The following is a 13,461-nucleotide window of genomic DNA, read 5'->3' on the forward strand; positions in this document are numbered from 1 at the left end:
TTTTTATATCACAGTGTTTTGTATTTACTTCTTATAGGCGGTGTCTTACTTTAGAATTACCTTTCCGGCTTTGTGCCAAAATGAGTAAAGTAGAGAGAGAAATGAGTTCAAAAAATGGCGTTGCAAAACACAGTTTCTTGGAAGATATACAAGCCATGGTTATCGGTACGTTACTGGTTTCGTTAGGCGTCACAATTTATGGTGAGGTAGGGTTATTGACTGGAGGGACAGCAGGTTTGGCTTTTCTTGCTCAATATTCAACCTCTCTAAGTTTCGGTACCGTCTTTTTTATTATCAATTTGCCGTTTTATTGGTTATCAATAAAGCAAATGGGCTGGGAGTTTACAGGTAAAACTTTTTTCAGCGTATTTTTAGTATCCTTTTTTTCAGAAATGACCCCAAACTTTATTCATTTTGAAGAGATAAACTCGCTTTACGCGAGTGTTGTTGGTGGCTTTTTAATTGGTGCCGGTTTTCTGATGCTTTTCCGGCATAATGCCAGTTTAGGAGGGTTAAATATTTTAGCTCGATATCTGGCTCATACGCGTGGTATTTCAATGGGAAAATTTCAAATGTGCGTCGACAGTGCGGTTATTTTCCTTTCGATTTTTACTGTTGATTGGACGTTAATTGTTGTTTCTATTATTGGTGCTGTTGCTCTAAACTCGATTATTGCTGTTAACCATAAGCCTGGTCGATATAATGTTACTTAAATGTATTTAGTTCATATCATGAGTTGGAGCGGTTAATATAGGCGCTCTACTATTAGTATTAGGCGAGAAAAATTGATGGTGTTATTAAAGTTAGAAAAACTTGAGCCTTACTTGGACGATCTAGTCCTTTTATTGATTGATGCTGTTGAAAATGGTGCATCTATTGGCTTTTTACCACCTGTAAGTGAAGAAGAAGCAAAGAACTATTGGTTAAAAATTCAAGATGAATTATTGAGCTATGATCGTCAGGTGTTGGCCGTAAGGCATGAGGATCGTTTAGTTGGAACCATTCAAATTGAAACGTCCCCTAAGGCCGATGCGTTACATCGTTGCAAAGTTGAAAAGTTAATAGTTTTGCATGATTACCAAGGGAAGGGCTTCGCCAAAGCCCTTATTGAAGGGGCGGAGAGAGTCGCTGCATCAATGCAAAAGCAACTGATTTTTTTAGAAACAAGAACGGAAGATTCTGCCTCATATTTATTTACTAAAATGGGCTATATTACCAGTGGAGACATACCTAATTACGCGCGTGGTGCCAGTGGCAATTTAGAAGCAACCACCTTTTTCTACAAAGAAATTGAACCTACGTTCGAAACGTTTTAATCCTACAAATTCACGAGAGAATCCATTGAGACTAGATTTCTATGTATCCCATGCTGAAGGCATGAGTCGTAAAGACGCAAAAATTAACATCACTAAAGGTCGGGTCGAAATCAACGGCACTGTGATTAAAAAAGCCAATCATCAAGTTAAAGAAAGTGATGAGTTAACGCTGGATGACGTTGTTTTGAGTTGGCCTACAGAACGGTATTATTTACTTCACAAACCTGTTGATTATGTCTGTGCGACGCAAGATGATGAGCACCCAATCGTGTTGGATTTGTTGCCGGTTAATCTGCATAAAGATTTAAAGGTCGTTGGACGTTTAGACAAAGACACGACAGGCTTACTGTTGCTAACAACGGACGGACAATGGTTGCATCGTATCACGTCGCCTAAGCACGAGTGTTCAAAAACCTATTTAGTGCATTTATCGTATCCTATTGATCAGCAAGCCGTGACAAGGTTAATGGAGGGCGTTATGTTGAATGGCGAAGCCGCACCAACGCGACCAGCTAAAGTGGAGATTGTTACTGAGACTTGTATTCGATTAACCATCCAAGAAGGTAAATACCACCAGGTTAAACGCATGTTAGCCGCTGTAGAAAATCACGTTGTTGCATTGCATAGAGAAAGTATTGGGAACGTTCGTTTAGATGAGACATTAGCGTTAGGTGAGTTTAGAGCGCTAACCCCTAAAGAAGTAGACTCTTTAAATTAAATTGTGCTTACACGGTTCCCTTTATATTCAAATACATGAATATACCATGAAAAAATACAAGAGAGTGTTTTATGTCGCAAGAATTATCGGTAGATCAGAGAGTTATGTTATTGGCCTCCCCTGATGAAGAACGTTTAACCTATTTCATAGAGCAAGTTAATGTCTCTAATGAAGTGTGGAGCCTAAGCAATGACCAAGGCTTTGTGATGGTAGAAACAGATGAGGGTGATTGCGTTATGGTCTGGCCTGATGCTGAGTTTGCGGCTCAATGGGCGGTGGATGACTGGGATGATTGTGAGCCAGTGTCGATTGATCTTGATACTTTTAAGTCTACTTGGCTACCGAGTTTGATTACAGATGAAGTGTCTATTGCTGTGTTTCCGAACATTGAAGATGAAGGGAAATTATTGTCGGCCGTGACCCTGACAGAAAAACTTCAAAAATAAAACGATAAAAAAATGAACTAACCTTTTTCATAGCGGTCTATTATTTCATATGCGCATTAATTAACTTTTACATCACATTATGAGGCAATTACTATGAAATTAAATTTAAACAAAGCTCTAATCGCTGGTGCGGCGGCGGCAACCTTTTCAACAGTAGCCGATGCGAAGCCAAACGAACAATTATCCATTGCGCCAAATGCTCCTGATGCGATTAAAGCACAGTTTTCTGAGTGGGTGGGTGGTGATAGCATCCGTGGTCGTAAAGATCGTTGTTATGGTATTGCCTTGTCAGGCGAAAACGATTGTAAAGCGGGTGCAGGAACAAGTTGTGAGGGTACATCGACTGTAGATTTCCAATCTAATGCTTGGACGTATGCTCCTAAAGGAAGTTGTGAATTTATTATGACGCCTAATGGTAAAGCGTCCAAGAGTGCGTTTTAAGTTAGTTCCTGATGATATCGCATCCTTTAAAAGGGTTAGCGGGTATTAATTTAAAGCCTCAACACTACGATGAGGCTTTAAATTTATCAGATGAAAGTGTTTGGTTTGAATTTCACACTGAGAATTTTTTTGTGGGGGGCGGCCCTCGTTTAGATTACCTGCAGCAAATATCACAACGTTTTCCAATTAGCTTACATGGTGTTGGGGCGTCATTAGGAAATGTTTTTAATGGTTTTCTTGAGCATTTAATGCAAGTAAAGCAACTCGTCAAAGAGTTTAATCCTACTTTAGTTTCAGAGCACGCCACTTGGTCAGCTCATCAGAAAAATTATTTTGCTGATTTATTGCCATTACCTAAAACCTTGCTGGCATTACAGCAACTGTGTGATGGTATTGATCGTTATCAAAATGCCATCGGTCGTCCTATTCTTATTGAAAATCCGAGTAATTATTTGAACTTTATGTCTGAACTCGATGAAGCCGATTTTTTAATGGAAGCAGTTAGTCGAACAGGTTGTGGATTGTTAATTGATGTCAATAATTTATATGTAAGTCATCGAAACTGTGGTTTAGATGTCGTCAATTATTTTTCTCGCATAGAGCCCGCTGTGGTTGGTGAAATTCACATTGCAGGTTTCTCAAAAGATGAAAAGTTGGCCGATTCATTGTTGATTGATAGTCATGATTCCCCTGTAGATGATGAAGTCTGGCGTTATTTGTCATTAGCGCTAGCGCGGTTTGGTCCTGTTCCTGTGTTATTAGAAAGGGATGATAAGATTCCTTCTTTTTCTGAATTAAAATCTGAACGAGACGTTGCCCAGTCATTATTAAACACATTTAATTTGTGAGGCTCTATGAATTCATTGGCTGACTATTTTAATGTGTTTTCTTACTACTTGAAAACGGGAGAGAATGAGGGTATTAGTGGTTTTTTAGAGGAAGATAATAATACGGAAGTTATCAGTATTTATAGAAATGGTTTTATAAAATCATGCTTATCTGCATTAAAAGCAAACTACCCCAGTGTTGTTAACTTATTAGGTGACGACTACTTCTCTCAAATAGCCAAAAAATACATTTTTGAGTTTCCTCCAATGCACGCCTCACTCATTCATTATGGAGAGGGATTCTCTGATTTTTTGTTATCAGAAATAACGGATCTAGCTTATCTAAAAAGCTTTTCGTTACTGGACCAGTGTTGGTCGTGCTCTCTTCATAGTAAAGAAAGTGATGTTTGGGATATAGGCCGTGTAAATCGCATGATTTCTGAGGGGGTGGATTTGAGTCAGCTACCTGTGACCTTAGTCGAATCCGCTCACGTTATTCATCTTGACTATAATGTATTTGATACGTGGATTTTTCTAAAAAATAACAACGTACTGACTCAACCAATTGCGCTTTCTCAAGAGGTACAATCTATATTGATTTGGCGCTGTGCGGGCGAAGTTAGGGTGCGAGTGCTAGAGCCACTAGACCGGATGATTTTAGACACCTTAAAAACAGGTGCGAATCTAGAAGTGGTTACATCTAATGCTCTGAAGATAGAATCGCATTTTGATGTATCGACCTATTTTTCAGAGCTTTTACAAAATCGATTATTAACCTTGGTCTCATGAGGTGCTTATGAGTGTCTATTCAAAGTTTGTCCGTTTTTACCGTGTTCTATTTGATAAAGTAAGTCATTGGTTAGTGCCTTTTGTACTTTTTGGTTTTCGTCTTCAAATTGCCAATGTATTCTTAGCTTCTGGCCTGTCTAAATGGAATGGTTTTTTTCAGTTCAATGCGGATAAGTATGATTTGTTTCTGTATGAGTTCTTTTGCCCTGATCCAATTAGACCAGGGGCCTTATTGCTGTGTAATCCTGATACATTAGATTATGAACCCGGTTCGACTATGATTGGGTTTATTGAATTTTTGGCTGTTATGGCTGGAGTGGTTGAAGTGGCCTTGCCGATATTATTAATTGTTGGTCTGTTATCACGTTTTGCTTCTATTGGTTTAATTGGCATGACCTTATTTATTCAATTAGCTGTTTTTCCTGAATGGGGGCATTGGGTTAACCCGGCATCTTGGTGGTTTGGTGCTTTGATGGTGCTACTGGTTTTCGGCCCAGGTAAATTTTCTCTCGACCGATTTATTGGCCTCGAGAAAAAGAGTGAGTAGGGAGGAAAGCGATTATATAAGTGACGTTGGGATCTTGGTTATTTGTTTTTGTTATACCTGTTATATTTTTTTTATGACGTGGTGTGTGTGAAGTTATGATAATATGTCGTTTTTCAGTATTAAAATAAGCCTACAGCATGAAAAATAAAGCTTTACAGCATCAATTAAATACCGAAGTAATGGCTTTGTTAGAAAATAAAAAAAGTATTTTCTTATCTTCCGTAAGCAAAGATGGTTCACCACATGCTTCTTACGCACCCTTTGCAATGCAAAATGACGCCTTATTTATTTTAATAAGTGGCCTTGCTGCACATACGCAAAACTTACTACATACGCCTAATTTATCGGCTCTGATTGCTGAGGATGAATCTCAATGTGATGATATCTTTGCGCGCCTTCGAGTGACTTACGATTTGAATGCAGAAGTGATTGATCGAGACAGTGAGGCTTGGCGAGATGGCGTTTCATTATTGTATGCTCGTTTTGGTGAAAGAGTTGAGCAAATTAGCCTGTTAGGTGATTTTGTTCTTTTTAGATTGACCCCAACAAAGGGCCGGTTAGTAAAGGGGTTCGGCAAAGCTTACGATATTTTAGGTGGGACATTGGCGGGTGAAGAATTGGTGCATATCTCACCAAAAATGCTATCAAATGGATCGCAACTTTAAAATAACAATGAAAGATAAGGGAATCCCGTGAGTAAACGACAGGTGAATCGTGAAGAGATATGTGTGCGTATTCTTGATGCGGCTGAAATTGAATTTGGCTTAAAAGGATTTAATGGTGCGAGTTTACAGCACATAGCTGAACGAGCAAGTTTACCTAAAGCCAATATAGTGTATTATTTTGAATCTAAGTTAAACCTGTATAAAACGATTCTTAATAGAACAACAACTATCTGGAATGATGTCTTTGATAAAGCAACGGCTGAGGATGATCCAGCCGTCGTGTTAGATAAATTCATTCGAACAAAGTTAGTACAAAGTATTGAGAGGCCAAGAAGTTCACGTATTTTTGCTATGGAAGTGATACAAGGTGCTCATCATATAGAGGATTTTTTGACGGAAGAGCTGCAGCCTTGGTTTAAGGGAAGAGTGGCGGTAATTGAAGCATGGATAGCACAAGATAAAATGAAAGCCGTTGACCCTGCAAGTTTAATTTTTATGATTTGGTCTACTACGCAGCATTACGCTGACTTTGAATCACAAATAACCAAACTTACCGAGACAGAAACCCTTAATTACGACGCGTTACATACTATAGGGAATACCATCAGTCAAATTATTTTGTCTGGCTGTGGTTTGCAAGTGCCTGGCACGCCGTTAGAAGACTAATTTAAAGGAAACCGTTTCATCATGAAGTGAAACGGTTTATCAAAACGCATTGCTTTTCTATTTTTCTTCTTCTCTAGTATGAACACACTTACCCGCAGAATAGGTTTGACGGATGGTTCTGTCATCACCTAATGTCATAAGAACAAAAAGGGTTTCATCTAAACTTTTAGACTGTGCTAAGCGATAGTTCAATAAAGGCGTTGCTTGATAATCAAGTACAACAAAGTCGGCCTCTGTACCGACTAAGAGGGTGCCCACTTTATCCTCTAGCCTAAGCGCTCTCGCACCGCCAAGAGTGGCTAAGTAAAGCGATTTAAATGGACTTAATTTTTCACCTTGCAGTTGAATAACCTTATAGGCTTCGCTTAATGTTTGCAAAAGAGAAAAACTTGTACCGCCGCCGACGTCCGTTCCTAAACCAACATTCACACCGTACTCTTCCGCTTTGTTTAAACGAAATAAACCACTACCTAAAAAGAGGTTAGATGTTGGACAAAATGCGATAGCCGACCCTGTTTCATTTAGTCTATGGTACTCGTCATCACATAAATGAATTCCATGAGCGAACACGGAGCGATCGCTAAGCAGGTTATGCTGGTCATACACATCTAAGTAATTAGTGCAGTTAGGGAAAAGGGACTTTACCCACTCACATTCTTGCGTGTTTTCTGAAAGATGAGTGTGCATATAGAGGTTATCAAATTCTTGCAGTAATTCTCCTGCTTTGGTTAACTGCTCTGTTGTGCTGGTTGGGGCAAATCTTGGCGTAACGGCGTAATGTAAGCGACCCTTTTCATGCCACTTCTGAATAAGTTCTTTACTGTCTTGGTAACCGCTTTCTGGCGTATCAACTAAAAAATCGGGAGCGTGTCTATCCATCATGACCTTGCCGCCAATCATTCTTAAATTACGGGCTTCAGAGGCTTCAAAAAATGCGTCAACGGATTCTTTATGGACGGTCCCAAACACTAATGCGGTTGTCGTGCCATTGCGCAGCAACTCATCTAAAAAAAATTCGGCAACGGATCGAGCATGCGCCTTATCATGAAATTCACCTTCAGCTGGGAAGGTATAGTTATTCAACCAATCCAGTAATTGCTCACCATAAGACGCAATGATGCCAGTTTGCGGGTAATGGATGTGTGTATCAATAAAGCCTGGGGTAATTAAACCGTTGGTAATTGTTGTAATGTCCGCTATGTCTTTATAGATAGGCAATAGGTCCGTGCTATTACCTAAAGCAATGATTTTATCGTTTTCAACGACAAGTAAGCCGTCTTCAAAATATTGATAAGATGCCTCGATGCCCACTACAGCAGGGTCGTCTAAGCTATGAAGGATTGCTGAACGCCATGCTCTTATTGATAATGTCATTAAATGCTCTTATTTTGTTGGTTGATTTTATGTTTCATTGATTCGATACCAAATAAAATTCTTTCAGGTGTTGCCGGGGCATTAATCTCAGGTTGGTAGCGATAATCACTCATAGAGGATACCGCGTCCTTGAGTGCGCACCAAACGGCGATCCCTAACATAAAAGGAGGTTCGCCTACCGCTTTAGAATGATAAACAGTCTGCTCAGGGTTTTTTCGACTTTCAACGAGTTTGACTCGTAAATCTAATGGTGTATCTGCAATAGCGGGTATTTTGTAACTGGCTGGTGAATTAGTCATCAGTCGACCTTGATTGTTCCAGATGAGTTCTTCTGTGGTTAACCATCCCATGCCTTGGATAAATCCTCCTTCAATTTGACCAATATCGATGGCTGGGTTTAGGCTTGCTCCGACATCGTGCAAGATATCTGTTCTTGATACTTTGTATTCACCCGTAAGGCTATCAATTAAGACTTCACAGCAGGCTAAACCATACGAAAAGTAGTAAAAAGGTCGGCCGCTTGCTGATGCACGATCATAGTAAATTTTAGGTGTCTTATAATAACCCGTACTGGATAGTGAAATCTGATTGAAGTAGGCCAATTGAATGAGCTCATCAAAAGAACAAAAATGGGTGCCAGCACGAACATGGCTATTACTAAACTCAATCTCTTGCTCAGAAACTTGATAATGTTTTGCGGCCAATGCAACAAGTCTTTGCTTGATTGTGATAGCGGCATTTTGTGCGGCTTTACCGTTTAGGTCTGTGCCAGAAGACGCCGCCGTAGGTGATGTATTTGGCACTTTCTCTGTGTTGGTCGCGGTTATCTGTATGCGGTTACAGTCGACCTGTAATACTTCAGCAACGATCTGCGCTACTTTCGTATTTAACCCTTGCCCCATTTCTGTACCACCATGATTTAAGTGGATACTGCCATCAGTGTAAATATGAATAAGCGCACCAGCTTGGTTCAAAAACGAGGAGGTGAATGAGATGCCAAATTTTACAGGTGTCATTGCAAGTCCTTTTTTTAAAATGGGACTTTGCTTATTAAAATGGATGACTTCTTGTCGACGATTGTAGTAATCGCTGCTTTCTATCAGTTCTTGTGTCATCTCTGGCAAAATATTGTGTTCTACCGTCTGATGATAAGGTGTGGTATTTCGAGCATGCGTACCGTAGTAATTAAGGCGACGAATATCGAGCGGGTCTTTATTGAGGTTTCGGGCAATGGTGTCCATAATATTTTCAATTGGCACCATTCCTTGAGGACCTCCGAAGCCTCTGTAAGCGGTATTGGACGCTGTATGGGTTTTACAGCGGTAACCCGTGATGGTTGCGTCGCCTAAATAATAGGCATTATCCGCATGGAACATGGCTCTATCAACGATGGCACCAGATAAATCTGGCGAAAAACCACAATTACCAGCCAGTTTTATGTCTACTCCATGCAATCTACCATCATTGTCGTAGCCAATATCGTAGCTGACAAAAAATGGATGACGTTTGCCTGTCATCATCATGTCTTCCATTCTGGGTAGCCGCATTTTTGTCGGCTGTTTTGTTAGGTGTGCGATCACGGCACATAAACAGGCTGGCATTGAGGCTTGAGTTTCTTTACCGCCAAACCCACCTCCCATGCGACGCATATCAACAACCACATTATTCATGGATACATTTAAAACACTGGCAACCAGTTTTTGAATTTCAGTGGGGTTTTGGGTTGAGCTGTAAACGACCATTCCTCCGTCTTCGGTTGGCATGACAGAGGCGATTTGCGTTTCTAAATAAAAATGTTCTTGGCCGCCAATATGAAGTTTCCCTTGTAAACGGTTTGGCGCACTGTTAAGAGCGGTCTTAGAATCACCTTGTATATGCTGATGAGTTTCTAATACAAAATGCTCTTTTGCTAGTGCTTCCTCAACATCTAAAATGGCGTCAAGTTCTTCGTACTCTATAATGGCGGCTTGTGCGGCTTTTCTAGCCGCGTCGTGACTGCTGGCGGCAACCGCTAAAATAGGTTGACCATAATATTCAACAAGGCCTTCAGCGAGTAACGGATCTCCAGGGGCGACGGCGCCAATATCGGCATTTCCAGGAATGTCTTTTGCTTGAATAACAAGCCTCACTCCGGGTATTTGGTAACAGGGTGCTGTATCAATTGAAAGAATGCGTGCATGTGCTTTATCACTCGTGCGTGCATATAGGTGAAGTTGATTCGGGAATTCAGCTTTGTCATCAATATACAGTGCTTCACCAGATACTTGTTTCTCAGCACTTTCATGCTTTATTGCACGGCCGACACCTGTCGTAATGGATTGGGTGAATTGTTTTTCTAATTCTGCTTGAGTGCTTTTTTGAGTGAATGAACTAGACATAGGCCGTTACTCGCGTTAGTGAATAATCTCTGTTGTTACCTTGAGCCAGTTGCGTTTGAGTTTCTAAGTAGTATTTTCGTAGTAAATTTTGCCCAACTAATAGCCTGTATTCTTTGGAAGCTCTAAAATCACTTAATGGAGCAAAATCGTTTACGAGTGACTGACAGGCCTGCTCAAATGTTGATTCATTGAACTCTTTTCCTATTAGTGCATTTTCACAGTGGCTTGCTCGTTTTGGTATACCTGCCATCCCACCAAATGCCGCTCTTGCTTCTATGATGATTGAGTTTTCAAGAGTGATATTGATGCCTAAGCAGACGGCGGAAATATCATCGTCTAAACGTTTAGATATTTTATAGGCTTTAAACAAAGAATTGGTTTGTTTTGGAATAATAATTTTTTCAATAAACTCAGCCGATTGCCTAACGGTTTTTTTGTAGTCTACGAAGTAATCTTCAATGTTGATTATTCTTTTTTCATGACCACGGCGAAGTTGCAGTTTTGCACCGAGCGCGATGAGTAGTGGTGGTGAATCGCCTATTGGAGAGGCATTGGCAATGTTTCCGCCAAGGGTGCCTTGATTACGAATTTGTAGAGAAGCAAACCTATGCAATAGGTCGCCGAAATCCGGGTATTCATTTTTCAATAGTTTATAACCGTCAGATAAGGACAGGGCTGCGCCTAATTCTAAGCGGTCATCGAAGGAATCGCTTCCTTTCATATCCGTTACATTACCGAGATAAATTAAGGTGGTGAGCTCTTTGTGAAATTGCGTCACGTCTAGTGCCAGATCGGTTCCCCCTGCAAGTAAATGGGCATCAGGGTGATCTTGGTAGCATTTGGCCAGCTCGTCCGTTGTTTGTGGTGAGAAGCATTGATGTTTTGAATCTCTAAAGCCTTCTTTTGTGATGGGTGGAATGGCTTTTAGTAATTCTACAGTGGGCTGCTCTAGGGCATCAAAGGTATCGGCTTTCGTGTTATTACAGGCTTTCTTTGTTGCGTCGTAGATGGGTCTGTATCCCGTACAACGACACAGATTGCCAGATAACGCCTCTGTGGTTTTACGTTTGCAATATTCGGTATTATTTTTTTGCAGAGCAAAGATAGACATAACAAAGCCTGGTGTACAAAAACCACATTGCGAGCCGTGACATTCTGCCATGGCTTCTTGCACTGGGTGCAATTGACTTTTATTTTGTAAGTCTTCAACGGTAATAAGCTGTTTACCATGTAATGCGCTGATAAAGGTTAAGCAGGCATTTACACTTATATATCGCAAACGCTTTCCCGTCTCGTCTGGTTCTGCTAACACCACTGTACAGGCACCACAATCCCCAGAGGCGCAACCTTCTTTTGTTCCTGTCTTATTACGAACATTCCGCAAATAATTCAATACAGTCAGGTTAGGATCAAGGTCATGCTCAGTGCATAATTCTTGATTAAGTAAAAATTGAATCAAAGGAATCTCCTTAACGGCAGCTTTTTAGAGGGCAATGAAATATTTTTAGCACATATAGACATAAGTTTCATGGTTCAAAAGAGAGTTTAGATAAATTTTGTCCGATCGGTCAAATATTGAATTGAATATTCTTTCTTTTGGGGTGGTTTATAGTAGAAAACACTGTGTTAATGGATCTTGTGTTCAATTCAACGCGTAATTTAGTGTGCAATGAATGAAGGGTTTTAGTAAGGGCCTGATAGATTGAATATGGAGGATCGCTCCTTTCCATAATAAGGAGCTGGTTTGAGTACGGAGCTGGATTGGTTATGTGCCATTATAGAAATGGCACATCGATTCTACGAAAGGGTAGAGGTAATGATCTCTTAGCGAAGCGGGCGAACTTTAATTTTTCTGCCTTTAATTTTACTGTTTTCTAGCGCTTTCACGGTAGATTTGACTAAATCACTTTGAATCGCAACATAGGCTTGGAAATCAAACACATCAATTTTGCCGACTTGGTCTTTTTCTAGACCTACGCCGGCTGTAAGTGCGCCAACAATGTCTCCTGGTCGGAGCTTATTTTTACGTCCAGCATCGAATGCTAAAGTCGTTACAGATGGAAATAAACGGTAGCTAAAATCCATTTCTGGATCGATATCGGTAAAGCCTGCCGTCATACCAAAGCGCTCTTCTACACCCTTTACTTTGTAGTCATCCTTATTCGTCACCAGGTTGACAGCGATGCCTTTTGCTCCTGCGCGGCCTGTACGGCCAATTCGATGAGTATGCACATCGATATCACGAGTCATATCAAAGTTGACAACCATATCTATTTCTTTCACGTCAATTCCTCGAGCGGCAACGTCAGTGGCCACTAAGACAGAGGTGCTGCCATTACTAAATTGAACTAGAACTTGATCACGTTGACGTTGATCTAAGTCTCCGTGAATAGCTTTAGCACTGACTTTATTGTCATCTAACCAGTCCGCAACCGCCTGAGATTCAATTTTAGTATTGCAAAAAACAATGGCTTGACGAGGTTGGTAATGACGGAAGCTTGCTAATAGACTTTCGAGTTTTGTTTCTTTATTGACACGCACGAAGCACTGTTCTATGTCGGGTGAAAGTTCAGAACTTTGCTCAACTTTTATACTAATAGGCTCGTGTTGGAATTCTTTACTAAGTTGAATAATAGTCTCTGAATAAGTGGCCGAGAAAAGCAACGTTTGCCTTCTGTCAGGCGTCTGTTCAATAACGGTGCGGATACTGTCAATAAAGCCCATATCAAGCATGCGATCAGCTTCGTCAAGTACTAGGGTATTTAGATGATTGATTTTTAATGTATCTTTACGTAAGTGCTCTAATAGTCGCCCAGGCGTACCAACAACAATGTGAGCACCATGTTCTAAAGACCCTATTTGAGGTCCAAATGGCATGCCCCCACAAAGGCTTAAGATTTTTATATTGTCTCGGTAACGCGCTACTTTTCGTATTTCTTTGCAAACCTGATCGGCAAGTTCACGAGTCGGACACATAACTAATCCTTGAACGCCAAAAAACTTAGGGTTGATTTTTGCTAGCATGCCAATAGCAAATGCCAACGTTTTACCACTGCCTGTTTGAGCCTGAGCAAGTACATCTGAGCCATTGATAATAGGAGGCAAGCTCTGCTCTTGGATTGGTGTGAATGTTTTGAAACCTAAATCAGATAAAAGAGAGGTAAGTTCAATTGGCAATGTTACTGGTAGATTATGAGTAAAGGTGATCACGGTGGGCCTAATTCGGAAAGATAAAATGGCGTTAATTTTAGCACGATTATTGAGAACATGCTGATTAAAGTCTGCCTGTTATTG

14 protein-coding genes are annotated in these 13,461 nt (G+C 40.5%); 10 read left to right on the plus strand and 4 right to left on the minus strand.

Going from position 1 to position 13,461, the window contains the following annotated elements; all coding sequences use genetic code 11:
• The first annotated feature begins 101 nt into the window (after positions 1-101).
• The 10 genes from IEZ33_RS05940 (at position 102) to IEZ33_RS05985 (ending at position 6,415) form a co-directional block, all read left to right on the plus strand.
• Positions 102-713, plus strand: a complete 612-nt coding sequence (locus IEZ33_RS05940) for a YitT family protein (protein WP_191602771.1) — start codon at positions 102-104, stop codon at positions 711-713.
• Between the two features lie 75 nt (positions 714-788).
• Positions 789-1,316 (plus strand): GNAT family N-acetyltransferase, encoded by a 528-nt coding sequence (locus IEZ33_RS05945; RefSeq protein WP_191602772.1) that lies wholly within the window; start codon positions 789-791, stop codon positions 1,314-1,316.
• 25 nt (positions 1,317-1,341) lie between these two features.
• On the plus strand, positions 1,342-2,034 hold the full coding sequence (locus tag IEZ33_RS05950) for a pseudouridine synthase (RefSeq protein ID WP_191602773.1): 693 nt from the start codon (positions 1,342-1,344) through the stop codon (positions 2,032-2,034).
• A 71-nt stretch (positions 2,035-2,105) separates the two neighbouring features.
• Complete coding sequence (locus tag IEZ33_RS05955) at positions 2,106-2,480, plus strand: DUF2750 domain-containing protein (protein ID WP_191602774.1); 375 nt, start codon at positions 2,106-2,108, stop codon at positions 2,478-2,480.
• Positions 2,481-2,573: 93 nt separating this feature from the next.
• The gene (locus IEZ33_RS05960) at positions 2,574-2,921 is read left to right on the plus strand and encodes a BufA1 family periplasmic bufferin-type metallophore (protein WP_191602775.1); all 348 of its coding nucleotides are present in this window, start codon (positions 2,574-2,576) and stop codon (positions 2,919-2,921) included.
• Positions 2,922-2,932: 11 nt separating this feature from the next.
• The gene (bufB, locus tag IEZ33_RS05965; protein ID WP_191602776.1) at positions 2,933-3,769 is read left to right on the plus strand and encodes an MNIO family bufferin maturase; all 837 of its coding nucleotides are present in this window, start codon (positions 2,933-2,935) and stop codon (positions 3,767-3,769) included.
• A gap of 6 nt (positions 3,770-3,775) precedes the next feature.
• Positions 3,776-4,537: an HvfC/BufC N-terminal domain-containing protein gene (locus IEZ33_RS05970; protein ID WP_191602777.1), complete on the plus strand. Its 762-nt coding sequence runs from the start codon at positions 3,776-3,778 to the stop codon at positions 4,535-4,537.
• Positions 4,538-4,544: 7 nt separating this feature from the next.
• Positions 4,545-5,084: a DoxX family protein gene (locus IEZ33_RS05975; protein WP_191602778.1), complete on the plus strand. Its 540-nt coding sequence runs from the start codon at positions 4,545-4,547 to the stop codon at positions 5,082-5,084.
• Between the two features lie 137 nt (positions 5,085-5,221).
• Entirely contained in the window at positions 5,222-5,749 is a 528-nt protein-coding gene (locus IEZ33_RS05980; RefSeq protein WP_191602779.1) for a pyridoxamine 5'-phosphate oxidase family protein, read from the plus strand.
• A 27-nt stretch (positions 5,750-5,776) separates the two neighbouring features.
• A complete protein-coding gene (locus IEZ33_RS05985; RefSeq protein WP_191602780.1) occupies positions 5,777-6,415 on the plus strand; it encodes a TetR family transcriptional regulator C-terminal domain-containing protein in 639 nt (212 codons plus the stop codon).
• Positions 6,416-6,472: 57 nt separating this feature from the next.
• Here IEZ33_RS05985 and guaD read toward each other — a convergent pair whose 3' ends face one another.
• The 4 genes from guaD to dbpA form a co-directional block, all read right to left on the minus strand.
• Positions 6,473-7,789 carry a guanine deaminase gene (gene guaD / locus IEZ33_RS05990; RefSeq protein WP_191602781.1) on the minus strand — a complete coding sequence of 439 codons (1,317 nt, stop codon included), beginning with the start codon at positions 7,787-7,789 and terminating at the stop codon, positions 6,473-6,475.
• On the minus strand, positions 7,789-10,167 hold the full coding sequence (xdhB, locus tag IEZ33_RS05995; protein WP_191602782.1) for a xanthine dehydrogenase molybdopterin binding subunit: 2,379 nt from the start codon (positions 10,165-10,167) through the stop codon (positions 7,789-7,791). The genes guaD and xdhB overlap by 1 nt, the downstream gene beginning before the upstream one ends.
• On the minus strand, positions 10,160-11,626 hold the full coding sequence (xdhA, locus tag IEZ33_RS06000; RefSeq protein ID WP_191602783.1) for a xanthine dehydrogenase small subunit: 1,467 nt from the start codon (positions 11,624-11,626) through the stop codon (positions 10,160-10,162). Before xdhA ends, xdhB begins: the two co-directional genes overlap by 8 nt.
• Before the next feature lie 365 nt (positions 11,627-11,991).
• Positions 11,992-13,377, minus strand: a complete 1,386-nt coding sequence (gene dbpA, locus IEZ33_RS06005) for an ATP-dependent RNA helicase DbpA (RefSeq protein WP_191602784.1) — start codon at positions 13,375-13,377, stop codon at positions 11,992-11,994.
• Positions 13,378-13,461: the final 84 nt, after the last annotated feature.

It is taken from the genome of Marinomonas algicola (assembly GCF_014805825.1).
GTDB classification, from domain to species: domain Bacteria; phylum Pseudomonadota; class Gammaproteobacteria; order Pseudomonadales; family Marinomonadaceae; genus Marinomonas; species Marinomonas algicola.

Bases quoted from the DNA above. Each gene is read 5' to 3' on its own strand.
- IEZ33_RS05960 (WP_191602775.1), top strand. From the start codon at position 2,574: ATGAAATTAAATTTAAACAAAGCTCTAATCGCTGGTGCGGCGGCGGCA.
- IEZ33_RS05945 (WP_191602772.1), top strand. From the start codon at position 789: ATGGTGTTATTAAAGTTAGAAAAACTTGAGCCTTACTTGGACGATCTA.
- guaD (WP_191602781.1), bottom strand. From the start codon at position 7,789: ATGACATTATCAATAAGAGCATGGCGTTCAGCAATCCTTCATAGCTTA.
- xdhB (WP_191602782.1), bottom strand. From the start codon at position 10,167: ATGTCTAGTTCATTCACTCAAAAAAGCACTCAAGCAGAATTAGAAAAA.
- IEZ33_RS05980 (WP_191602779.1), top strand. From the start codon at position 5,222: ATGAAAAATAAAGCTTTACAGCATCAATTAAATACCGAAGTAATGGCT.
- IEZ33_RS05975 (WP_191602778.1), top strand. From the start codon at position 4,545: ATGAGTGTCTATTCAAAGTTTGTCCGTTTTTACCGTGTTCTATTTGAT.
- IEZ33_RS05970 (WP_191602777.1), top strand. From the start codon at position 3,776: ATGAATTCATTGGCTGACTATTTTAATGTGTTTTCTTACTACTTGAAA.
- bufB (WP_191602776.1), top strand. From the start codon at position 2,933: ATGATATCGCATCCTTTAAAAGGGTTAGCGGGTATTAATTTAAAGCCT.
- IEZ33_RS05955 (WP_191602774.1), top strand. From the start codon at position 2,106: ATGTCGCAAGAATTATCGGTAGATCAGAGAGTTATGTTATTGGCCTCC.
- IEZ33_RS05940 (WP_191602771.1), top strand. From the start codon at position 102: ATGAGTTCAAAAAATGGCGTTGCAAAACACAGTTTCTTGGAAGATATA.